At 67.1% G+C, this 22,504-nt stretch carries 23 protein-coding genes and 1 tRNA gene; 6 read left to right on the top strand and 18 right to left on the bottom strand.

Translation table 11 applies throughout. The features are described from left to right. Positions 1-55: 55 nt before the first annotated feature. From ABE434_RS09200 to ABE434_RS09180, 5 genes are all read right to left on the bottom strand, one after another. A complete protein-coding gene (locus ABE434_RS09200; RefSeq protein WP_346478609.1) occupies positions 56-472 on the bottom strand; it encodes a hypothetical protein in 417 nt (138 codons plus the stop codon). After that, a complete protein-coding gene (kdsA, locus tag ABE434_RS09195; protein ID WP_019183338.1) occupies positions 469-1,299 on the bottom strand; it encodes a 3-deoxy-8-phosphooctulonate synthase in 831 nt (276 codons plus the stop codon). Before kdsA ends, ABE434_RS09200 begins: the two co-directional genes overlap by 4 nt. A 105-nt stretch (positions 1,300-1,404) precedes the next feature. Then, complete coding sequence (locus tag ABE434_RS09190; protein ID WP_176989628.1) at positions 1,405-3,069, bottom strand: CTP synthase; 1,665 nt, start codon at positions 3,067-3,069, stop codon at positions 1,405-1,407. Continuing rightward, the gene (locus tag ABE434_RS09185) at positions 3,066-3,326 is read right to left on the bottom strand and encodes a hypothetical protein (protein WP_346478608.1); all 261 of its coding nucleotides are present in this window, start codon (positions 3,324-3,326) and stop codon (positions 3,066-3,068) included. Before ABE434_RS09185 ends, ABE434_RS09190 begins: the two co-directional genes overlap by 4 nt. A 261-nt stretch (positions 3,327-3,587) precedes the next feature. Continuing rightward, positions 3,588-3,827, bottom strand: a complete 240-nt coding sequence (locus ABE434_RS09180; protein ID WP_176989627.1) for a hypothetical protein — start codon at positions 3,825-3,827, stop codon at positions 3,588-3,590. 163 nt (positions 3,828-3,990) lie between these two features. On the opposite strand from ABE434_RS09180, the gene parE reads away from it, so the two are divergent. Further along, a complete protein-coding gene (gene parE / locus ABE434_RS09175; protein WP_179459261.1) occupies positions 3,991-5,880 on the top strand; it encodes a DNA topoisomerase IV subunit B in 1,890 nt (629 codons plus the stop codon). Between the two features lie 128 nt (positions 5,881-6,008). Then, on the top strand, positions 6,009-6,581 hold the full coding sequence (locus ABE434_RS09170) for a GNAT family protein (RefSeq protein ID WP_346478607.1): 573 nt from the start codon (positions 6,009-6,011) through the stop codon (positions 6,579-6,581). 105 nt (positions 6,582-6,686) lie between these two features. On the opposite strand, the gene ABE434_RS09165 is transcribed toward ABE434_RS09170, so the two are convergent. Next, the gene (locus tag ABE434_RS09165; protein WP_176989624.1) at positions 6,687-7,808 is read right to left on the bottom strand and encodes an inorganic phosphate transporter; all 1,122 of its coding nucleotides are present in this window, start codon (positions 7,806-7,808) and stop codon (positions 6,687-6,689) included. 13 nt (positions 7,809-7,821) lie between these two features. Further along, positions 7,822-8,448 carry a DUF47 family protein gene (locus ABE434_RS09160; RefSeq protein WP_176989623.1) on the bottom strand — a complete coding sequence of 209 codons (627 nt, stop codon included), beginning with the start codon at positions 8,446-8,448 and terminating at the stop codon, positions 7,822-7,824. Positions 8,449-8,730: 282 nt separating this feature from the next. Between ABE434_RS09160 and ABE434_RS09155 the strand changes: the two genes are divergently transcribed. Beyond that, on the top strand, positions 8,731-10,041 hold the full coding sequence (locus tag ABE434_RS09155; protein WP_176989622.1) for a hemolysin family protein: 1,311 nt from the start codon (positions 8,731-8,733) through the stop codon (positions 10,039-10,041). Then, positions 10,025-10,681: an exopolysaccharide biosynthesis protein gene (locus ABE434_RS09150; RefSeq protein ID WP_176989621.1), complete on the top strand. Its 657-nt coding sequence runs from the start codon at positions 10,025-10,027 to the stop codon at positions 10,679-10,681. Before ABE434_RS09155 ends, ABE434_RS09150 begins: the two co-directional genes overlap by 17 nt. 94 nt (positions 10,682-10,775) lie before the next feature. Here ABE434_RS09150 and ABE434_RS09145 read toward each other — a convergent pair whose 3' ends face one another. From ABE434_RS09145 to ABE434_RS09130, 4 genes are all read right to left on the bottom strand, one after another. Next, a complete protein-coding gene (locus tag ABE434_RS09145) occupies positions 10,776-11,285 on the bottom strand; it encodes a pyridoxamine 5'-phosphate oxidase family protein (protein ID WP_346478606.1) in 510 nt (169 codons plus the stop codon). Between the two features lie 97 nt (positions 11,286-11,382). Beyond that, a complete protein-coding gene (locus ABE434_RS09140; protein WP_179459265.1) occupies positions 11,383-12,375 on the bottom strand; it encodes an LLM class flavin-dependent oxidoreductase in 993 nt (330 codons plus the stop codon). Positions 12,376-12,513: 138 nt separating this feature from the next. Continuing rightward, on the bottom strand, positions 12,514-13,266 hold the full coding sequence (locus ABE434_RS09135; protein WP_346478605.1) for a sulfurtransferase: 753 nt from the start codon (positions 13,264-13,266) through the stop codon (positions 12,514-12,516). A gap of 49 nt (positions 13,267-13,315) precedes the next feature. Next, on the bottom strand, positions 13,316-13,681 hold the full coding sequence (locus ABE434_RS09130; protein WP_176989617.1) for a DUF6164 family protein: 366 nt from the start codon (positions 13,679-13,681) through the stop codon (positions 13,316-13,318). A 66-nt stretch (positions 13,682-13,747) separates the two neighbouring features. Between ABE434_RS09130 and ABE434_RS09125 the strand changes: the two genes are divergently transcribed. Beyond that, positions 13,748-14,188, top strand: coding sequence for an FKBP-type peptidyl-prolyl cis-trans isomerase (locus ABE434_RS09125; protein WP_019183352.1), 441 nt, complete (start codon positions 13,748-13,750; stop codon positions 14,186-14,188). A 10-nt stretch (positions 14,189-14,198) separates the two neighbouring features. Continuing rightward, positions 14,199-15,446 (top strand): TIGR03862 family flavoprotein, encoded by a 1,248-nt coding sequence (locus ABE434_RS09120; RefSeq protein WP_346478604.1) that lies wholly within the window; start codon positions 14,199-14,201, stop codon positions 15,444-15,446. An 87-nt stretch (positions 15,447-15,533) separates the two neighbouring features. Here the strand turns inward: ABE434_RS09120 and ABE434_RS09115 are convergent, their stop codons facing one another. The 7 genes from ABE434_RS09115 to hemN form a co-directional block, all read right to left on the bottom strand. Further along, positions 15,534-16,013 carry a GNAT family N-acetyltransferase gene (locus ABE434_RS09115; protein ID WP_346478603.1) on the bottom strand — a complete coding sequence of 160 codons (480 nt, stop codon included), beginning with the start codon at positions 16,011-16,013 and terminating at the stop codon, positions 15,534-15,536. Beyond that, positions 16,010-17,632: an FMN-binding glutamate synthase family protein gene (locus tag ABE434_RS09110; protein WP_346478602.1), complete on the bottom strand. Its 1,623-nt coding sequence runs from the start codon at positions 17,630-17,632 to the stop codon at positions 16,010-16,012. Before ABE434_RS09110 ends, ABE434_RS09115 begins: the two co-directional genes overlap by 4 nt. 30 nt (positions 17,633-17,662) lie before the next feature. Next, entirely contained in the window at positions 17,663-18,949 is a 1,287-nt protein-coding gene (locus tag ABE434_RS09105) for a nucleotide sugar dehydrogenase (protein ID WP_346478601.1), read from the bottom strand. A gap of 304 nt (positions 18,950-19,253) precedes the next feature. Next, a complete protein-coding gene (locus ABE434_RS09100; RefSeq protein ID WP_346478600.1) occupies positions 19,254-19,709 on the bottom strand; it encodes a BLUF domain-containing protein in 456 nt (151 codons plus the stop codon). A 75-nt stretch (positions 19,710-19,784) separates the two neighbouring features. Next, a complete protein-coding gene (locus ABE434_RS09095) occupies positions 19,785-20,789 on the bottom strand; it encodes a TraB/GumN family protein (RefSeq protein WP_346478599.1) in 1,005 nt (334 codons plus the stop codon). A gap of 122 nt (positions 20,790-20,911) precedes the next feature. Further along, positions 20,912-20,998 (bottom strand) — tRNA-Leu (locus ABE434_RS09090). 66 nt (positions 20,999-21,064) lie between these two features. Continuing rightward, positions 21,065-22,474: an oxygen-independent coproporphyrinogen III oxidase gene (gene hemN, locus ABE434_RS09085; RefSeq protein ID WP_346478646.1), complete on the bottom strand. Its 1,410-nt coding sequence runs from the start codon at positions 22,472-22,474 to the stop codon at positions 21,065-21,067. Positions 22,475-22,504 lie beyond the last annotated feature (30 nt).

The following is a 22,504-nucleotide window of genomic DNA, read 5'->3' as shown; positions in this document are numbered from 1 at the left end:
CAGTCAGAGGGGGGAGGCGCCGCCAACGCAGCGCCGAAAAATAGATGCCGCGTGATTATCCCTGCACACCCGTCACTTGCCAAATCGGCGTGGGCGCGGACCGCGCCCCAACCACGCTGGCGTTGCCCGGAACCAGCGACGGGATCACCAGCAGCACCAGCAGCAACGCCAGCAGGGCCAGCCCGACGCCGCCGCCAGCCGGTTGCCGGCGCAGCCGGAACGCGAGCACGCTGGCGGTGACGCAGGCCAGTGCGGCGGTGCCGGTCAGCGACAGCGTCGCCAACAGCATGGGCATTACCCCGCGCAGTGCGTTGTCGCCATCACCGGGCGAGCCCATGCTGGTGAACATCAGCACCACCATCAGGAACACCCCGCACCAGGCGGCGATCGCCGCGCCCAGCGCGATCCAGCCCCAGGCCCAGCCGCGCCAGCCGCGGCGCACCGCGGGTGACGCCGGAACGTCGGCCATCATGCGAAGCGCGAGAACCCGTGCTTCTTGGTGACCGCGTCGAGCTCCATCAGGGTTTCGAGCAGTTCTTCCATGCGGTCCAGCGGCCACGCGTTGGGACCATCGGACAGCGCCTTGGACGGATCCGGGTGGGTCTCGGCGAACAGGCCGGAGACACCGACTGCCACCGCTGCGCGCGCCAGCACCGGCACGAATTCGCGCTGGCCACCGGAGCTGTTGCCCTGCCCGCCCGGCAGCTGCACCGAATGGGTGGCATCGAACACGACCGGGCAACCGGTATCGCGCATCACCGACAGCGAGCGCATGTCGCTGACCAGGTTGTTGTAGCCGAAGCTGGCGCCGCGCTCGCAGACCATGATGTCCTGGTTGCCGGTGGCCTTGGCCTTCTCCACGACAGGCTTCATGTCCCACGGCGACAGGAACTGGCCCTTCTTGATGTTGACCGGCTTGCCGGCCGCGCACACCTTGGTGATGAAATCGGTCTGGCGCACCAGAAAGGCCGGCGTCTGCAGCACGTCCACCACCGAGGCCACTTCGTCCATCGGGGTGTATTCGTGCACGTCGGTGAGCACCGGCACGCCGATCTGCTTCTTCACTTCGGCCAGGACCTTCAGGCCCTCTTCCATGCCCGGACCGCGGAAGGCGGTGCCGGAGGTGCGGTTGGCCTTGTCGAAGCTCGACTTGAAGATGAAGTTGATGCCGAGGCGATCGGTGATTTCCTTCAACTTGCCAGCCACGTCCAGCTGCAGCTGCATCGACTCGATCACACACGGGCCGGCGATCAGGAACAGGGGCTGGTCCAGCCCGACGTCGAATCCACACAGTTTCATGGCGTTTCCTTGTTGTCCGGCGGACACTGGACAGGCCAGCCGCCGTGGGTGATTAGCGCTCTGCAATGGGGGCGCGCGGCCCCCACTGCAAGTGCGGCGTGCCGATCAGGCCGCTGCATCCTGGGCCAGCTTGCCACCGGCCTTGCGCTCGCGCGCGGCGCGGATGAAGCCGATGAACAGCGGGTGGCCTTCGCGCGGCGTGGACAGGAACTCCGGGTGCGCCTGGCAGGCCAGGAACCACGGGTGCTGGTCGCGCGGCAGCTCGATGACTTCCACCAGGGTGTCGTCCATCGACTTGCCGGCGATCACCAGGCCCGCATCCTCCAGCTGGGTGCGGTAGCGGTTGTTGAACTCATAACGGTGGCGGTGACGCTCGGACACCACGTCCTTGCCGTACAGCTCGCGGGCCAGCGTGCCCGGCTTCAGGCGCTGCTCCTGCAGGCCCAGGCGCATGGTGCCGCCCAGATCGCTCTTGTCGTCACGCTTCTCGACATCGCCGGTGGCGGTGCGCCATTCGGTGATCAGGCCGATCACCGGGTTCGGCGACTGGCGGTCGTTCTCGGTGCTGTTGGCGCCGTCCAGGCCGGCCACGTGGCGGGCGAAATCGACCACCGCGGCCTGCATGCCGTAGCAGATGCCGAAATACGGCACCTGATGCTCACGGGCGAACTGCGAGGTCAGCACCTTGCCTTCGAAGCCGCGGTCGCCGAAGCCGCCCGGCACCAGGATGCCGTCGACATCCTTGAGCGCGGCCAGGTCGCTGTCTTCCAGCTCCTGTGCTTCGAGCCACTTCAGGTTGACCTTGGTGCGCTGGCGCAGGCCGCCGTGCTTGAGCGCCTCGCCGACCGACTTGTAGGCGTCCTGGTGATCGACGTACTTGCCGACCACGGCGATGGTGACCTCGTCCAGCGGGTGCAGGGTGGCATCCACCGCGGCTTCCCACTCGGCCAGGTCGACCGGGCCGGCCTTGTCGCCGAGCTTGAGCTGGTTGACGACGATGTCGTCCAGGCCCTGCGCATGCAGGCCCATCGGGATGCGGTACAGCACGTCCACGTCCGGCACGCTGATCACCGCGCGCTCGGAGACGTTGGTGAACTGGGCGATCTTGCGGCGCTCCGAATCCGGCACGACCTGCTCGGAACGGCACAGCAGCACGTCCGGCTGGATGCCGATCGAGCGCAGCTCCTTGACCGAGTGCTGGGTCGGCTTGGTCTTCAGCTCGCCGGCGGCGGCGATGTACGGCACCAGGGTGAGGTGCATGAACAGCGCCTTCTCCGGGCCGCGCTCGGTGCGCACCTGGCGGATCGCTTCCAGGAACGGCAGCGACTCGATGTCGCCCACGGTACCGCCGATCTCCACCAGCGCCACGTCGAAGCCTTCGGTGGCCTCGTCCATGCAGCGGCGGATTTCATCGGTGATGTGCGGAATGACCTGCACGGTGGCGCCCAGGTAGTCGCCGCGGCGCTCCTTGCGGATCACGTTCTCGTAGATCCGGCCGGTGGTGACCGAATTCTTGCGGCTCAGGCGGGTGCGCACGAAGCGCTCGTAATGGCCCAGGTCCAGATCGGTCTCGGCGCCGTCGTCGGTGACGTAGACCTCACCGTGCTGGAACGGGCTCATGGTGCCCGGATCGACGTTGATGTACGGATCGAGCTTCATCATCGTCACCCGCAGGCCGCGGGCCTCGAGGATGGCGGCAAGCGACGCGGCGGCAATACCTTTGCCGAGCGAGGACACTACGCCACCGGTTACGAAGATCAAGGGAGTCATGGCTGGGGGTGTCCTGTCAGGAAGGGGGAAACGGCGCCGGCGCGCAGGGCGACGGACGACGTGACGGGGGAAATCGGGGCGATCCGGGCGGCTGCGGGGCGTTCACGCGCCAGGGCCGGGATCAGGGGGGAGACGGTGCGGGAGTGGGTCAGCGACGTCGGGTCAGCCGTGCCGGCCACTGTCTGGACCGTCACCTCCTGCCTACCCTGCTGGCGATCGCGCACGATCAGGCCAGTCCATTCGCTGATGGATGACACGCACTACTCCCGGAAAGCCATAGTTTACAGATTGCCGGCCTCCAGCCCAAGGGGCGGATGACGGTCTTCACATAAAAAGAAGAGCCCCGGCGCGATACCGGGGCTCATGGTGAGTACTTTTTCAGATTCCCAGGTCTCTCTGGTGGAGAGCCCCCTTGGAGTTCAAGGGGGCGCGCCGACAGGCGCGGGGATGTGGAGGAGAGGGTGAGCGGGGCCCACGGTTTGCCGCGCAAACCGTGGGGAAGCGTCAGCGCGAAGCGCTTATCGCTTCTTCCGCGCTTCTTCTTCCTCTTCCTTCTGCGGGGCCTGCTCGCCCCTGGCCTTCATTTCGGCCGTGGCGGCGGCGCGGCGCTTGGCCTTGGCGTCCGCCTCGGCCTGCGCCTTGTCGGCCTGTTCGCCCTGCTGCGGCGTGGGCTGGCCCTGTCCGGCGTTCTGGGCCAGTGCCATGGGCACGGCCACCACGGCGGCGGCGATGGCAACGATGGTCAGCAACTTCTTCATGGGGTGCTCCTCGCGGTATGGCATGGAATGGGTCGCCGGAGGGTCCGGTTTCCCATCCCAGACAGTCTATCGCGCCCCGGTCGGCCGCCCCCTGAACGTGTGGCGTGCAAAAAACCCGTCCAGACCGCAAACTTCGCCGTCGCATTGCGCTTTATGAAGACAGATGAACGCCCGCTATAACGCCGCCGATATTGAAGTCCTGTCCGGCCTGGACCCGGTCAAGCGCCGCCCCGGCATGTACACCGACACCGCGCGCCCGAACCATCTGGCGCAGGAAGTCATCGACAATGCCGTCGACGAAGCCTTGGCCGGACACGCCCGCACGGTCGAAGTCACGCTGTTCAAGGACGGCAGCTGCGAGGTCAGCGATGACGGCCGCGGCATGCCCGTGGACATCCACCCCGAGGAGAAGATCCCCGGCGTCGAACTGATCCTGACCCGCCTGCATGCGGGCGGCAAGTTCAACAACAAGAACTACACCTTCTCCGGCGGCCTGCATGGCGTCGGCGTCAGCGTGGTCAACGCGTTGTCCACCCTGGTCGAAGTGCACATCAAGCGCGACGGCAGCGAACACCGCATCACCTTCCGCAACGGCGACCGCGCCACTCCGCTGGAAGTGGTCGGCAGCGTCGGCAAGAAGAACACCGGTACCCGGGTGCGCTTCTGGGCCGACCCGAAGTACTTCGATACGCCCAAGTACAACCTGCGTGCGCTGCGCCACCTGCTGCGCGCCAAGGCCGTGCTGTGCCCGGGCCTGACCGTCAAGCTTCTCGATGAAGCCACCGGCGAGCAGGACACCTGGTACTACGAAGATGGCCTGAGCGATTACCTGAAGGCCGAGCTTGGCGAGCGCGAGATGCTGCCGGCCGACCTGTTCGTGGGCCACCTGAAGAAAGAAAACGAGATCGTGGACTGGGCCCTGGCCTGGATTCCCGAGGGCGAACTGGTCCAGGAAAGCTACGTCAACCTGATCCCGACCGCCCAGCACGGCACCCACGCCAACGGCCTGCGCACCGGCCTGACCGAGGCGCTGCGCGAGTTCTGCGACTTCCGCAACCTGCTGCCACGTGGCGTCAAGCTGGCCCCGGAAGACGTCTGGGACCGCGTGTCGTTCGTGCTGTCGCTGAAGATGACCGATCCGCAGTTCAGCGGCCAGACCAAGGAACGGCTGTCCTCGCGCCAGGCCGCGGGCTTCGTCGAGGGCGCAGCGCATGATGCCTTCAGCCTGCTGCTGAACCAGAACGTCGCCTTGGGCGAGCAGATCGCGCAGCTGGCCATCGAGCGCGCCAGTGCGCGCCTGAAGACCGAAAAGCTGGTGACCCGCAAGAAGGTCACCCAGGGCCCCGCCCTGCCCGGCAAGCTGGCCGACTGCATCAGCCAGGACCTGTCGCGCACGGAGCTGTTCCTGGTCGAAGGCGACTCCGCGGGCGGCAGTGCCAAGCAGGCCCGCGACAAGGACTTCCAGGCGATCCTGCCGTTGCGCGGCAAGATCCTCAACACCTGGGAAGTGTCCTCGGGCAGCGTGCTGGCCTCCGAAGAAGTGCACAACCTGGCGATCGCGATCGGCTGCGACCCCGGCAAGGAAGACATCGCCGGCCTGCGCTACGGCAAGGTCGTCATCCTGGCCGACGCCGACTCGGACGGCCTGCACATCGCGACCCTGCTGACCGCGCTGTTCCTCAAGCACTTCCCGGCGCTGGTCGATGCCGGCCACGTGTTCGTGGCGATGCCGCCGCTGTTCCGCGTCGACGTGGGCAAGCAGGTGTTCTACGCCCTGGACGAGGAAGAAAAGCGCACGATGCTGGACAAGATCGAGCGCGAGAAGATCAAGGGCCAGGTCAGCGTGACCCGCTTCAAGGGCCTGGGTGAAATGAACCCGCAGCAGCTGCGCGAATCCACCATCCATCCCGATACGCGCCGCCTGGTGCAGCTGACCATCGACGATGGCGAGCAGACCCATTCGCTGATGGATATGCTGCTGGCCAAGAAGCGCGCCAGCGACCGCAAGGGCTGGCTGGAAAAGAAGGGCGACCTGGCCTCGCTGGAAGTTTGATCGACCGGTTGTGACACTGGAAAAACCCGCCTCCCGGCGGGTTTTTTCTTGGGCGCGGGGACACGCCAGGCATGGCTACACGGGGCAGGAGCGGCTACCTTGGCCACACCTCGAGCACAGGAACCCGCATGCCGTTCGATCCCACCCTGCAACTGGAGAGCGCGCGCCTGGTGTTGACACCGATCCGCGCCACGGACGCGCAGGCGTTGTTCGCGATCCAGTCCGACCGTGCCGGCATGCGCTACTGGAACCATCCAGCGTGGACCGACCTCAAGCAGGCCTATCTGCAGATCCTCGACGATCTGGCCGCGCTGGATGCGGGCACGCAGTTGAAGCTGGCGATCCGGGAGCGTGTGGACGGGCCGCTGCTGGGGATCGTGGTGGTGTTCGCGATCGACGAGACGTCCCGGCGCGCGGAGATCGGGTATCACCTGGCGCCGTCGGCGCAGGGCAAGGGCTACATGCACGAGGCGCTGTCACGGTTCGTGGGGTACCTGTTCGATGAACTGCGCATGCGTCGGCTGGAGGCGGAGATCGATCCGCGCAACGTGCCTTCGGCGAAGGTGCTGAAGCGGCTCGGCTTCCAGCGCGAAGGGCTGCTGCGGGAGCGCTGGCGGGTCGCCGGCGAAGTATCGGATTCGGCGGTGTATGGGCTGCTCGCAAGGGAGTGGCAGAGGCCAGGCAGCGCAGTGCCGGGGTGACCATCGCACGAAACTCCCCCGGCCATTGCGGCCTCGGCATCCGCCTTGCCCCACGAAAAAGCCCGCCTTTCGGCGGGCTTTTCGATGTTCAACCGCGTGGACCGATCAGGCCCAGCCGAACATTTCGAACAGACGCAGGATCAGGTACGCACAGCCGCCGGCGGCCGGGATCGTCAGGATCCAGGCCCACACGATGCGCTCGATCACGCCGAAGCGCAGCGAACGCGGGTTCTTGGCGAAGCCCACGCCCATGATCGCGGTGGAGATGCTGTGGGTGGTGGAGACCGGCATGCCGAAGTGCGCCGCCACGGTCAGGATCGTGGCCGAGCTGGTTTCCGCGGCGAAACCGTGGATCGGGTGCAGCTTGACCATCTTGTGGCCCAGAGTCTTGATGATCTTCCAGCCGCCCGAAGCGGTACCGGCGGCCATCACCACGGCGCAGGTCAGCACGATCCACATCGCGATGCCGTCACCGGCGCTCGCGTCCGGGTGCATGAAGGCCAGCCAGGACGGCAGGTCGTTCAACGCACCGGTCGCCTCGGCACCGATCAGGGTCATGGCGATGATGCCCATGGTCTTCTGCGCGTCGTTGTGGCCGTGGGCGAAGCCCATGTAGGCCGCCGACACGATCTGGGCCTTGCCGAAGAACGCGTTGACGATGCGCGGGCGAGCCAGGCGGCCCAGGAAGCCACCGATCTTCGCCATGCCCGCGATCATGCCCCACAGCAGCAGCATCACCGCGATGCCGAGCAGGAAGCCGGCGATCGGCGAGGTGATCATCGGCAGGAACACCTTCCACAGCAGGCCCTTGTTCTGGGCCCAGGTGCCGATGCGCTCGGACCAGATCAGCGCGTCCCAGTTGTTGTGGGCCGCGGCCAGGCCGGCGCCGCACAGGCCGCCGATCAGGGCGTGCGAGGACGAAGACGGCAGGCCCTTCCACCACGTGATCAGATTCCAGATGATGCCGCCCAGCAGCGCGCACAGGATCACCTGCGGGGTCACATCGACCACGTTGGTGTTGAGCAGGCCCGAGGCGATGGTCAGCGCGACGGCGGTGCCGGTCAGCGCGCCGATGAGGTTCATGAACGCGGCGAGCATCACCGCCCAGCCGGGCGAGAGCACTTTGGTCGCCACCACCGTGGCGATGGAGTTGGCGGTGTCGTGGAAGCCGTTGATGAACTCGAAGACGAGCGCGGCCAGGATCACCACCAGGACAAGGGTCAGCATGCTGTGGCGTCCGTCAGCTGTTCTTCAAGACGATCTGGTACGCCACCACGCCGGCCTCGCGGCAACGATCGATGGCCTTTTCCAGGATCTCGAAGAATTCCTTGAGCAGGAACATCTGCAGGCTGTCCAGGCGGCCGGAATAGATGTCGCGGTACAGCTCGAGCATCAGGCGGTCGGCTTCGTTTTCCAGCGAACGCAGCTTCTCGTTGAGCGCGGTCATCCGGTCCAGGTTCATGTGGCGCAGGTCGTTGACCATCTCCACCACCACGTTGGCGGCCTGTTCCAGCATCGCCGCGCGCGGCGCGAAATCGATGTGCTCCAGATGCTGGGTGGCCAGCGAATAGCGATCGGCGAACTTCTCGATCTGCTTGGGAATCTTGTACAGCGCCGAACCCAGCGCTTCGATGTCTTCGCGCTCGATCGGGGTCATGAAGCTGTCGACCAGCGCCTGGCTGATCTTGTCCGAGGCCGCGCGCTCGCGCAGGCGGGCCAGCTTGAAGGCGTCCAGCGCCGGCTGGCGGTCCGCTTCGCGCAGCATGGAGTGCAGCGCCTTGGAGCTGTCCTGGGCGGCCTGGGCAGCCTCGTCCAGCAGGGTGTAGAACTGTTTGCCGGAGCCAAAAATGGTCTGCAGAGAGAACATTGAGAAACCTATTCGCCGTCGAGGAAGGACGGCACCGGGCGGAATTATGACGGTTTGATGTCCAATCCGGGTACTCCCTGTCATCTTCACGCTCTGACGGCCCTGCCTGAACGACCCTGATTGCACCCCTGCCCCGGCCTTTTGTTAAGATGCGCGGGCACCTTCGGGTGCACTCTATGGACGACGACCCTTACCCCCCGCCGCACCGCCGCGCTCACGCGCCCTCCGGTAGCCGACATCGCTTGAACACGCCCTCCCTGCCACCAACCGGGGATGCCGCCCGTGTTTGAACTGATTATTGTCCTCGCCCTGATCCTGCTCAACGGCTTCTTCGCCATGTCCGAGATGTCGGTCATGACCTCGCGCAAGAGCCGCCTCAAGCAGATGGCCGGCTCCAGCAAGCGCGCCGAGCGCGCCCTGGCGCTGTCCGAGAAGCCGGAGAACTTCCTCTCCACGGTCCAGATCGGGATCACCCTGATCGGCATCCTGACCGGCCTGTTCGGCGGTGAGGCCATCGGCCTGACCATCGCCGAGTGGCTGCAGGGCATGTTCCCGGCCTTTGCTTACTCGGGCGTGGTCGGCAAGACGCTGGCCGTGGCCCTGATCACCTTCCTGACGCTGATCTTCGGCGAACTGGTCCCCAAGCGGCTGGCCCTGACCCGTTCGGAGGACATCGCCGGCCTGGTGGCGCTGCCGATGAGCTGGCTGGCCCGCATCGCCGCGCCCGGCGTCTGGCTGCTGTCCCACTCCACCCGGCTGGTGCTGCGCGTGCTCGGCCTGGGCAAGGACGAATCGGCCTCGGTGACGGAAGAAGAGATCCGCATGCTGGTGGCCGAGAGCCACGAGGCCGGCGTGATCGACGCCCACGAGCGCGACATGATGAACCGCGTCATGCGCCTGGGCGACCGCACCGCCGACAGCCTGATGACCCCGCGCAACCGGATCGCCTGGCTGGATACCCAGGCCGATCCGGAGAAGAACATCGCGACCATGCGCGAGAACGAGTTCTCGCGGTACCCGGTGTTCCGCGACAACGACCAGGACATCGTCGGCGTGCTCGAGGTCAAGAGCCTGGTGACCCGCCTGGTGCGCGATGACCATTCGCTGTTCCAGAACCTGCGCGAGCCGCTGTACGTCTCCGAGTCCACCCATGCAATGAAGCTGCTGGAGATCTTCCGCGAGGAACAGCAGTCGATGGCGCTGGTGGTGGACGAGTACGGCGAGATCCAGGGCCTGGTCACCATCAGCGACCTGATGGGCGCGGTGGTCGGCCGCCTGCAGTCGGTGGAGAACGTGGACGAGGACGCGCTGGTTGTGACCCGTGAAGACGGCTCGTTCCTGGTCGACGGTTCGCTGTCGATCGAGGACCTGCGCGAACTGATGGGCAACGCCGAGCTGCCCGATGCCGACGATGGCGACTATTACACGCTGGCCGGCATGTGCATCCACTATTTCGGCCGCATCCCGCATGCGGGCGAGTACTTCGATTGGGCCGGCTGGCGCATCGAGATCGTCGATCTCGACGGTGCCCGGGTCGACAAGCTGCTGCTGCGTACCCTGAGCGAAGACGAGACCGATGACATCACCGGCTGAGCCGACGCCGCCGGACCCGACGCGGCCGCAGTACCGCAACGAGGGTATCCGTACCCTGCTGGCGATGTTCGACCACGGTGACCCGGAGCAACGGCTGCTGCTGGGCCAGATCCTGCAGGACCTGCAGCAGAGTGCGTTCGGTGTGTTCCTGTTCGTCGCGATCCTGCCCGCCTTCATTCCGATTCCCGGGATCGGCGGAGCGGTCAGCGGGCCGCTGGTGGTGCTGATCGGCGCGCAGATGCTGTGCGGCATGCGCCGGCCGTGGTTGCCGGGCTTCATCAGCAGGCGGGGTCCGAAGCGCGGGACCATGCATCGTTTCCTGGAGCGGATCGACGGTCCGCTGCGGCGGCTGGACCGCCTGCTCAAGCCGCGGATGCCCGGACTGCTGGTGCCGCTGCCGGCGCATGCGTTCAGCGGCCTGCTGCTGATCCTGATCGGCGTGCTGTTGTCGCTGCCGATCCCGCTCACCAATTACCTGTTCGGCTTCCAGCTGCTGCTGTTCGCCCTCGCGCTGCTGGAGCGCGACGGCGTGCTGATGCTGCTCAACTGGATCGGCGCCGTGGCCGCCGTGTTGTTCTTCGGCTTCAGTTCGGGGCAGCTGGTGGGCTATACGGTGGATCTGTTCCAGCGCTGGTTCTGACGTACCGACCAACGGTCGGTACCTACCGCATTGCTGACGGTCGGTACCTGTCGTTGAAGTACCGACCAACGGTCGGTACCTGCCGCTGAACTACCTACGCGCCGGGCTTGAGATCCACCGTGCCGGTATCGGACATTGCGCCCGGATCATCGGTGACCGCCGACAGCACGAAGTACAGCGCCTTGCCGAGCAGGCCGCCGGGGCCATCCCAGTACTCAGCCGATTCGGCGCTGACGTGGATCAGGCGCAGGTTCGGGTCGTCCTTGCCGCCGGGGAAGAAGATCTTCATCGCCGGTGACCACAGCTGCTCGATCTTGGCGCGGTCATTGACCACGCGGGCTGTACCCGAGACCGAGACATAGGTGTTGCCCGAGGGCGACGCATAGGCAACGTTGACGCGCGGATTGGCCGCGATCTCGGCGATCTTCGGGCTGTCGGCGCCGGTGGCGAACCACAGGTCGCCATCGAACTCGACTTCCTGCGTGCCCAGCGGTCGACTGAACAACCGGCCATCCGCGCCGACCGTGGTGAACATCGCGATGTCCACGTCGCGGATCAATCCGGCCAGTTGTTTGATGTGCTGCTGGCGATCGTGTTCGGCCATGAGGTGGCTCCTGTAAGGGGAGCCCCCATCACAGCCGATTGGCGGCTACGGCGACGTGAACCGCGCGGTCACACGCTCTTCGCATGCAGCGCCGGGGTCAGGCCTGCAACGCGCGCCATGCCTGCATTGCCAGGCCGAACGAACGCTTGCGTGCGGCATGATCGTAGATGTTGGCGGTGACCAGCACTTCGTCCGGCTTGTGCCGCGCCACGAAGGCGGCGAGACCGTCCTGCACCTGCTTCACGTCGCCGACCACCGCACAGGCCAGCGCGCTCTGCACACCGGCCTTTTCGTGCGGCTGCCAGAACGCTTCGATGTCGTCGATCGGCGGCGGAATCAGGCCCGGCAGGCCACGACGCAGATTGACGAAGCTCTGCTGCTGGGTGGTGAACAGCCGCTTGGCGTCGGCCTCGGAATCACTGGCGACCACGTTCAGGCCCAGCACCGCATACGGCGCCTGCAGATACTGCGAGGCGCGGAACTCGCGGCGGTAGACCGCCAGCGCTTCGTCCATCGCGTCCGGGGCGAAGTGCGAGGCGAACGCGAACGGCAGCCCCATCGCCGCCGACAGGCGCGCACTGAAGAGACTGGAGCCCAGCAGCCACACCGGCACCGGAATGCCCGCACCGGGCACGGCGCGCACGGCCTGCCCCTTCTGGGCCGGCTCGAAGTAGTGCAGCAGCTCGCGCACGTCCTGCGGGAACTGGTCGGCGCTGTCGAAGTAACGGCGCAGCGCGCGGGCGGTCGGCTGGTCGGTGCCCGGCGCGCGGCCCAGGCCGAGATCGATGCGGTCCGGGTACAGCGAGGCCAGGGTGCCGAACTGCTCGGCCACCTGCAGCGGCGAGTGGTTGGGCAGCATGATGCCGCCGGCGCCGACGCGGATGCGCTGGGTGCCGCCGGCCACATGACCGATCAGCACCGCGGTGGCGGCGCTGGCGATGCCGGGCATGTTGTGGTGCTCGGCCAGCCAATAGCGATGGAAACCCCAGCCTTCGGCGTGCTGGGCCAGGTCCAGCATGTTGGCGAAGGCCTGCGTGGTGTCGCTGCCCTCGCAGACCGGCGCCAGATCAAGAATCGACAGCTGCATCATGAATGCTCGTTCCAACCAGGAGATATCTCACTGAGATGGGGCTGTCCGCGCGGTTTGCCACCGCTCACAAGGCGCGGATGGCAAGACGCTGATTTCCGTCTCGGGACGATTCAGGACAATCAAGGCCGTGAAGACGGCTCAGGCAGCGTCGGCGTCCTGGTCGACCAGCGGTTGCAGGGCCGGGTCCAGCGCCACCCGCTCGTCGAACACGAAGCAGCGGCCGTCATAGCCCTCGCCGCCTACGGCCTCGAAATAGCCCAGGATGCCGCCGTCCAGCTGCAGGACGTTGTCCATGCCATCGTTGCGCATCCACAGCGCCGCCTTCTCGCAGCGGATGCCGCCGGTGCAGAAGCTGACCACCGTGCTGTCCTTGAGCGCCTCGCGGTGCGGGGCCAGGGCCTCGGGCAGGTCGGTGAACTTGGTGATCGGCAGCACCAGCGCGTCCTGGAAGGTGCCGTACTCGATTTCCTGGGTGTTGCGGGTGTCCAGCATCACCACCGGCTTGCCCGCGTCATCGTGCCCCTGGCGCAGCCAGCGCTGCACCGTGGCCGGATCGATCGAGGGTGCGCGCGGATAGGCCAGCGGCTGGCCGTCGTCGATGCGGAAACTGATGATCTCCGGCTTGACCTTGGCCTTGAGCCGGGCGAACGGCTGCATGTGGCTGTAGCTGGTCTTCACGCGCAGCCCGGCAAACCGCGGATCCGCCCACAGCGCGGCGTAGAAACCGTCGATCCCGGGCTCGGCGCCGGCCAGGAACAGGTTGATGCCCTCGCCCGCCACCAGGATCGTGCCGCGCAGCCGCGCGGCGGTTGCCCGCTCCAGCAGGGTCGCGCACAGCGCGTCCGGGTCGGCGACGGGAGTGAAGTGGTAGGCGGCGGTATTGGCGATCATCCCGCCATTTTAGCCGCTGGGCAGGCGCCGCGCCTGACCCGGCCGGGAATCAGCCGCGCAGCAGCACGAACGGCAGCAGCACCAGCGCGGTCGCGACGGCCATGCCGATCAGCACCGCGACCACGAACACCGGGCGGCGCCGGATCAGGCTGCCGAAGGTCTCGGCCGTGCCCTCGCGCAGGGCGGCCTCGCGCTCACCGCGGACGCGTTCACCGCGCGCCTGCTGGTACTCGGCCATCAGCGCCTTGGCCCGCGGGTGATCCTCGTTGTCGCGGACCCAGATCCCACCAAAGGAGATTCCCCAGGGGCTGGGCTCGGTGCGGTAATGGGCGATGCCCGCCTTGTCCAGCAGGGCAGTGACATCCTGGATTTCATCGTCCGCGACATTGCGCAGGTTGAGCAGCAGTTTCGACATGCGCCCATGATAGCGCCCGGCGATGCGCTACCCTTGCGTCCCCGTTTTTTGGATCCGGAGCCCGCCATGCGCCGTCTGCCGCGTTACCTGCTCGCCCCCCTGATGTTGTCGCTGCTGGCGGCCTGCACCCCGCCCGGCCCGCCGCCCGGTGGCAGCATCGCGCAGTTCGAGAAGATCGACACCCAGCCGGGCACCGGCGCCGAGGCCACGCCGGGCAGCAAGGTCACGGTGCATTACACCGGGTGGATCTACGACGAACGCACCGCCGACAAGCACGGCGACAAGTTCGACAGCTCCGTGGACCGTGGCGAGCCCTTCAGCTTCGATCTCGGCCAGGGCCAGGTCATCAAGGGCTGGGACGAAGGTTTCGCCGGGATGAAGGTGGGCGGCAAGCGCACGCTGATGATTCCCGCCGAGTATGGCTATGGCGCGCGCCGCGCCGGCCCGATCGCACCGAACTCCTCGCTGGTGTTCGATGTCGAGCTGCTCGACGTCAAGCCGCGTTGATCCTGCCTGCATGAGCATTGCCCTGACTACCCCACGCCGGGTCGCGATCATCGGCGGCGGTCCCGCCGGCCTGATGGCGGCGGAAACCGTGCGCGCTGCCGGCCACGTCGTCGATCTGTACGAGGCCAAGGGATCACCCGGCCGCAAGTTCCTGATCGCCGGCAAGGGCGGCCTCAACCTGACCCACTCCGATGCGCGCGACGTGTTCGTCTCGCGTTATCGCGAGCGGGCGGAAGCGGTGGGCGGCTGGCTGGCCGATTTCGATGCCGAGGCGCTGCGCGCCTGGGCGCTGGCATTCGGGGTGGAGACCTACGTGGGCAGTTCGGGGCGCGTGTTCCCGGTCGACCGCAAGGCCGCGCCGCTGCTGCGCGGCTGGGTGCGGCGGCTGAAGGAACAGGGTGTGCGCTTCCATGTGCAGCATCGCTGGAGCGGTTGGGATGACGCGGGCGCGCTGTGTTTCCAGACCCCTGAAGGCGAGACCACCGTGACTGCCGACGCCGTGGTGTTCGCGCTCGGCGGCGGCAGTTGGCCGGAACTGGGGTCGGATGGCGCGTGGGTCTCTCCCATGACCGCGCGCGGCATCGACATCGCCCCACTGAAGCCGGCCAACTGCGGCTTCGACATCGGCTGGACGCCCTACTTCAGCGAGCGCCAGGCCGGTGCCCCGCTCAAGCCGGTGGTGGCGCACTGGACCGACCTGCAGGGTCAGCCGCGTTCGCTGCAGGGCGAATGCGTGATCACCGCGACCGGCATCGAAGGCAGCCTGATCTATGCGCTGTCGGCCGATCTGCGCGACGGACTGGCCCGCGATGGCCGGGTGGACCTGCAGCTGGACCTGTTGCCGGGCCAGACCGAAGCACAGGTACTGGAGAAGCTGCAGAAGCCGCGCCAGGGCCGCAGCTTCGGCGAGTTCCTGCGTCGCCAGCTCGGCCTGGGCGGGGTCAAATCCGCACTGCTGTTCGAGGTGCTGGGCCGCGAGGCCGGACAGCTGCCGCAGGACCGGATCGCGCACGCACTCAAGCGCCTGCCGCTGGCACTGCAGGCACCGCGGCCGATCGATGAAGTGATCAGCACCGCCGGTGGCGTGCGGCTGGAGGCGATGGACCCGCAGTTGATGCTGCACGAGCGCCCCGGCACGTTCTGCGCCGGCGAGATGCTGGACTGGGAAGCGCCGACCGGCGGTTACCTGCTGACGGCGTGCTACGCCAGCGGGCTGCGCGCCGGGCGTGGCGTGGTGGCCTGGTTGGCGCAGGCATAGATCGCGAGGTGCCGACCAGCGGCCGGCACTACCAGTGACGCGCCCTGACGCGCGCAGCATCGAGGGAGTGCCGGCCGCTGGCCGGCATCACCGTGTGCGCTGCATGCGCACCGAGGCGAGCGCTACCCCGCTGGGATGCGGATAGCGTTCCTCGCGCAGGGCCTCGAAGCCACAACGGGTGTAGAACGGCACCGCGTTGAGCGAAGCCGAGAGCACCAGCGGACGCGCCGGATCGGCCAACGCCTCCATCGCCTGCATCAAGGTCAGGCCGATGCCACGGCCACCGCAGTCGGGATCGACAAACAGCGCGTCGATCTCATTGCCGTCCCGATCGATCACCCCATACCCCAGCAGGGCGCCGTCGCTGTCTTCGGCGACCACGCAGCCACCAGCCGCCAACAGCGCGCGATAGTGCACCGGCGGTGGCGTGGCCGACCAGGGCGCGATGACCTCCGGCGGATAGGCCGCGCTGCACAGTTCGCGCACGCAGCGCGTGCGCAGCACCCACAGGGCGTCGGCCTCATCGGCACGTCCCACACGCAGTTGAACGGTACGCTCTCCACTCATCGCGATTTGCTCGTCCGCAGCGCCTGGATGCGCGCCGGGGGCTGGAAGGAATCGCTGCGCGCATCGGCCCAGTAATCGTGGAAGACGGCATGGTCCGGCACCTTGCGCAGCAGCTCGCCCGGGGCGAGATACCGGTACAGCGACGCCAGCGAACGGATCTCCACCGGCGAGACACGGCGCAGGATGTGTTCCGGCCCCAGCTCCGACGGATCATGGAGGCCGGCCGCGCACAGCAGGTCGCGCAGCGCACGCAGCGTGTTCTCGTGATAGCTGTGCACGCGCGTGGCCTTGTCGGTCGCGTCCAGGTGGCGCCAGCGATGCGGGTTCTGCGTGGCGATGCCGGTCGGGCATTTGTCGCTGTGGCAGCTCAGCGACTGGATGCAACCCAGCGCGAACATGAAGCCCCGCCCGGCATTGCACCAGTCCGCGCCCAGCGCGATGGTGCGGGCGATCTCGAACGCGCTGGTCACCTTGCCGGCCGCGCCGACCCGGATGCGATCGCGCAGGTCCAGACCAACCAGGGTGTTGTGCACCAGCAGCAGGGCTTCATGCATCGGCACGCCGACATGATCGATGAACTCGGCCGGTGCCGCGCCGGTACCGCCCTCGGCCCCGTCGACCACGATGAAGTCCGGCAACAAGCCGGTCTCCTGCATCGCCTTGGCGATGCCGAACCACTCCCAGGGATGACCGATGGCCAGCTTGAAACCGACCGGCTTGCCGCCGGACAACTCCCGCAGCCGCGCCACGAACTGCAGCAGCTCGACCGGCGTGTTGAACGCGCTGTGCTTCGACGGCGAGACGCAATCCACGCCCATCGGCACACCGCGGGTGATCGAGATTTCCTCGCTGACCTTGGCCGCCGGCAGCACGCCGCCGTGGCCGGGCTTGGCACCCTGCGAGAGCTTGATCTCGATCATCTTGACCTGATCGTGGTTGGCGTTGGCGACGAACTTCTCTTCGCTGAAGCCACCCGCATCGTCACGGCAGCCGAAGTAGCCCGAGCCGATTTCCCAGACCAGGTCGCCGCCCATCTCACGGTGATACGGTGAGATCGACCCTTCGCCGGTGTCGTGGTAGAAACTGCCGCGCCGTGCGCCTTCGTTGAGTGCGCGGATCGCATTGGCCGACAGCGAGCCGAAGCTCATCGCGGAGATGTTGAACACACTGGCCGAATACGGCTTGGCGCAGTTCGGGCCGATCAGGATGCGGAAATCGTGGTGGCCGATCTCGGTCGGCGCGAGCGAATGGTTGATCCATTCGTAGTCCACGGCGTACGTGCTACGCAGCGTGCCGAACGGCACCACGTCCATTTCATTCTTCGAGCGCTGGTAGATCAGGGCGCGCTGCTGCCGCGAGAACGGCACGTCCTCCAGATCGCTCTGCACGAAATACTGGCGGATCTCCGGGCCGATCGATTCCAGCCCGTAGCGGAAGTGCGCCAGCACCGGGTAGTTGCGCCGCAGCGTGCTGCGTTTCTGTAGCAGATCCCAGGTGCCCAGCACCGCCAGTGCGGCCGTCACCCCCACGCCCCAGTACCAGGCGGGCCAGATCGTGGCCAACCACAGGCAGACCGGGAACAGCAGGATGGCGAGCAGATACGCGAGATAGCGATGCATGGCTTTCCTCAATCAAGAGCTGCCCCGAGTCTACAGGCGGTCGTCCACCACTTCCCGGGGCCATACGGATTTGACGTCGTACACCACGCCACCGGGCGCGAGCAGCGCGCGCACCTGCGCCGCGTCGAAGGCGCGGAAACGCTCATGCGCTACCGCCAGCACCACGGCGTCATAGCCGGCCGCCGCCGGTGCCTCGACCCAGTGCACCCCCGCATCGGCAAGCGCGGCCGGCCCGACCCACGGGTCCTGCACGTCCACGCGCGCGCCACTGGCCTGCAGCCGCTGCGCCAGCTCCAGCGCACGGCTGTTGCGCAGGTCCGGGCAGTTCTCCTTGAAGGTCACGCCCAGCACCAGCACGCGCGCCTGTGCGACGGCGATGCTGCGCGAAGCGAGCAGCGCCAGCACCCGCTGTGCGACGTGCTCGCCGACCCGGTTGTTGACCTGGCGCGCGGTGTGGATCAGATCGGGGTGATACCCCACGCTCTCGGACTTGTGCAGCAGGTAATACGGGTCCACGCCGATGCAGTGGCCACCGACCAGGCCGGGGCGGAACGGCAGGAAGTTCCACTTGCTGCCGGCGGCGTCCAGCACATCCTGGGTGTCGATGCCGAGCCGATCGAAGATCAGCGCCAGCTCGTTGACCAAGGCGATGTTGACGTCGCGCTGGATGTTCTCGATCACCTTGGCCGCTTCGGCCACGCGGATCGAGGGCGCCGGCCAGGTGCCGGCGGTGATGATGCCCTTGTACAGCGCGTCGACCACCGCGGCGACCTCGGGCGTCGAGCCGGAGGTGATCTTGCGGATATCCGGCAGCCGGCGTTCGCGGTCGCCCGGATTGATCCGCTCGGGGCTGTAGCCGCAGTAGAAATCGACGTTGAAGCGCAGTCCCGATCCTGCTTCCAGCAGCGGCACGCACACTTCTTCGGTGGTGCCGGGATAGACCGTGGATTCGTAGATCACGATATCGCCCGGGGTGAGCAGGCCGGCGATCAGGGTACTGGCACTGCGCAACGGCGCCAGGTCGGGCTGCTCGTGCGCGTCGATCGGGGTCGGCACGGTCACGATGTACACATTGCATTCGGCAAGATCCGACGGATCGGCGGTGTAACGCGCGTGCACCGCGGCGGCGAGTTCGTCCGCCTCCAGTTCCAGGGTGTGGTCCACCCCACGCTGCAGCTCGGCCACGCGCGCGTGGTCGATGTCGTAGCCGATCGTGGCGTGTTTTCCGCCGAAGGTCACCGTCAACGGCAGCCCGACGTAGCCGAGCCCGATGACGCCGATGCGCGGGGCGAGCGCGGCGGAGATGGCCTGCGTCATCGAGCGGCTCCGCACCGCGGAACCGGGCCGGCCATCAGGCGGGGCATCATCAGGGAATACGTCATGCGCTACGGAACCGGGGGTGCAGGTGATGCAAGCCTAACGCGCCGGACCCTGCCCCACAAAGAACAAAGCCGCCGCCCGCGGAGAGTACGGACGACGGCCAAAGGAATAATGGTCCAGCTGCGGTTACTACCCTTTCAGACAGCCTCCAAGGGCAAACCCCGCAAGACTGGTCACAGCTGGTAGAAACATACTAGGCGCTGAGCCGTGATCATTCTGTTACGGCCAGCGTTGTTTTGCGTTACGACCCCAGCGTCACCGCCGCCGGTTCCAGTTCCCCGGAGACACCGGTCCAGGCAGCGAGCAGATACCCGAAGCCGACCAGCGTGTCACCACCAGCCACAGGCCGCGACTGGAATCCCTGCCACGGCGCATCCGCGATGCGCGCCAGTGCCGTCGGGTCGACCGCTGCCGATGCCATCGTCCAGCGCGGGAAATGACGCGCGTCCACCGGACCACGCGCGAGTTCGCGAAGATTCGTATGGATGCGCGCGTTGAACACGCGCTGGAACACCGAGTCGACGCCGTCCTCCGGCCCTTCGAAGTACTGCAGGAAGCGCTGGCCGTCGAACATCAGCACGCCGGTCACGCCCGCCACTTTGTTGAATCCCACTGCTGCCTGCAGAATCTGATCGATATCAGATGTTTCGATTCCTTCGATAGCGTCGCTGACATAAGCGACCGCATGCAGCGGCATGAAGTATTTCCTTGATGAACTTGAGCTGACTATGCCACGAAGTATTCGCACTGGGTAGACGCCCCGCCATCGCACTCATTCCGGCACCAGGACCTCGTAGCCCCGGGCCCGCAGCTGATCGGCATAGCCACCGGGCGTGACCATTGAGGTCACCGGCACGGTGGCGAAGGTCACCGCATTGCGACGCAGCGCAGCGCTGGCCATGTCCATCCATTTGCGATGCGCCTGGGCATCGACGTCGGCCAGCCCACGCCGCCGCCCGAACTCGCTGGTCGCCACCGCATCCACGCACGCCAGATACTGCCCTTTCACCGCCAGGCTCTCCAGCGCCGCGATGTCGCCGACCGACCAGGCATTGGCCCGCTCGGCCAGCAGCGGCAGGCCATGCTCGACCACGTCCAGCGTGCGGCGGAAGCACTCCACGTCCTGCAGTGCGGTGCCGCGTACTTCCTTGAGCGCTTGCCGCGGGTCGGCGATCTTGATCGTCACCCGCGTCGATACCGGTGTGAGGCCGTGGGCCTTGCTGGCCTTCTCCACCACCTTGGACACCGGCGAGGAATGCCCCAGGCCGACATCCTTGAGGGCGGCCGCATACAGCTCCCCTGCGGCGACCAGCGGCCGGTCCTTCTCGATACCCTTGTCGCGCCCGATATGACGCTGCTTGAGTACCTCCCAGCGCGCGTAGAGATCGGGTGGCAGGCGCTCGCGCAGCGTGCGCCCGTCCGGGTCACGCGCGGCCTTCATCGCCGAGGGCAGCAGGGTCAGTCCGCGGAAGAAACCCACATCGGCGTCCAGCGTCCAGCCGGGTGAGCCAAGCACCTCCTGCGCGCTGGCGATCACGGCCCGCACCTCGTCGGCGCGCCATTCCAGCTTGGCGGGCAGCGGCGACACGGTACCGAGAATCCACAGGGTGTGGCCCTGCGCGTCGCGGACCTGCCACATGCCGGGCCCGGGCTGCTCGCCCGAGACCAGCACCGGCGCGAGGTCGATCACCTCGCCCGCAGCTTCCTTCGGCGCCGGCAGCAGCGTCGGATCCTGGGCGTGGGCGGCGCCGCCGAGCAGCAGCGCGACGCTCCACACCAGTGCTTTCCCTGCACATGCTGCGTTGCCATGAGGCCTGTCCGGGGTGGGTTGCTGCGCAGCCTACGGTGGCGCGCGTCCGGCTGCGTAAAGTTTGCGTTGCGCGCGATTTCAAAGAACCTTGGTGCCCGGGGCCGGAATCGAACCGGCATGGGGTTGCCCCCGGCGGATTTTAAGTCCGATGCGTCTACCAGTTTCGCCACCCGGGCAACGGCGCGCATAGGGTGCCTGATCACGCCGGGTTTTGGAATGCACGCGCGCCGATGCGCCCCTGCTCAGATCGCGCGCGAGTACCGCACCGGCTGGTCCGGCTGGGCCAGATAGCGGTCGAAACACATCGCCAGCAGCCGCAGCAGCGGACGTCCACGCTCAGTGACCCGCACCACGCCCTGCGTGTACTCGGCCAGGCCGTCGGCCTGCAGTGCGGCCAGCGCGCGCAGCCCGTCGGCGAAATACGTCTCGAAGTCCACCCCGTGCCGTGCCGCAAACGCCCTGCCATCCACGTCGCCCTGGCACATCAGCTGGCCGATCAGCTCGGCACGCAGCACGTCGTCCGGGTCCAGCGCCAGGCCGCGCCAGACCGGCAGCCGCCCCGCATCCACCGCCGCTTCCCAGGCCGGCAGCTCGCGCGGATTCTGACTGTAGGTGGTGCCGATGTGGCTGATCGCGCTGGCGCCAAGGCCGACCAGATCGGTATCGGAATGCGTGGTGTAGCCCATGAAGTTGCGGTGCAGTTGACCCGCGCGTTGTGCGCGCGAGAGGTCTTCCTCCGGCAGCGCGAAGTGGTCCATGCCGATGTACTGATACCCCGCCTCGGAGAGCCGTTGCACCGCCAGGCCGAGCAGGGCGAGTTTCTGTTCGGGGCTGGGCAGATCCGCATCGGCGATCTGGCGCTGCGCACGGAACAGATGCGGCAGGTGCGCATAGCCATACACCGCCAGGCGATCCGGCCGCTCGCGCAACACCGTTTCCAGCGTCTGCGCGAACCCGGCCAGCGTCTGTTTCGGCAGCCCATAGATCAGATCGACATTGACCGAGCGCAACCCGTACTCGCGGCATGCACGCAGGATATCCAGCGTGGCTTCCACGCCCTGCTCGCGGTTGATCGCCTTCTGCACATCGGGATCGAAGTCCTGCACGCCCAGGCTGGCGCGATTGAAGCCCAGTTCGGCCAGCACCGCGATGTCGGCGCGCGTGACGAAGCGCGGATCGAGCTCGATGGAAAAGTCGCGCGAGGCCGCCGTGCTGAACGTGAAGCGCTGACGCAGCCCCTCGATCAGCTCGCGCATCTGTGCCGGCGCGAGGAAGTTCGGCGTGCCACCGCCGAGGTGCAGCTGGATCACCTCCCGCGCCGGATCGAACTGCGGCGCCATCAGGTCCGCCTCGCTCAGCACCCGCGCGACATAGGCGATGCCCTTGCCGTGATCACGGGTGATGACCCGGTTGCAACCGCAGTAGAAGCACGGGCTGCTGCAGTACGGCACGTGGACGTACAGCGACAACGGTCGCCCGAGCCGGTTGCTGTCCACGATGGCTCCGCGCAGGGCCGCTTCACCGTACCCGTCATGGAAGTGCGGCGCGGTCGGATAGGAGGTGTAGCGCGGGCCGGGCCGATCATGGCGGCGCAGCAGCTCGGGGTCGAAGTGCCAGGCGAGCCCGGCGGCGGCAGGCGAGAAGGTATCCATGTCGCCAGCGTGCGCGTACATGGGCGCGCG

Origin of the sequence: Stenotrophomonas sp. TWI1183, from assembly GCF_039673115.1 — a bacterium.
GTDB lineage: Bacteria > Pseudomonadota > Gammaproteobacteria > Xanthomonadales > Xanthomonadaceae > Stenotrophomonas > Stenotrophomonas maltophilia_AA.
Note: the sequence above shows the minus strand (reverse complement) of the source record. Positions and strands in the feature narration are given on the sequence as shown.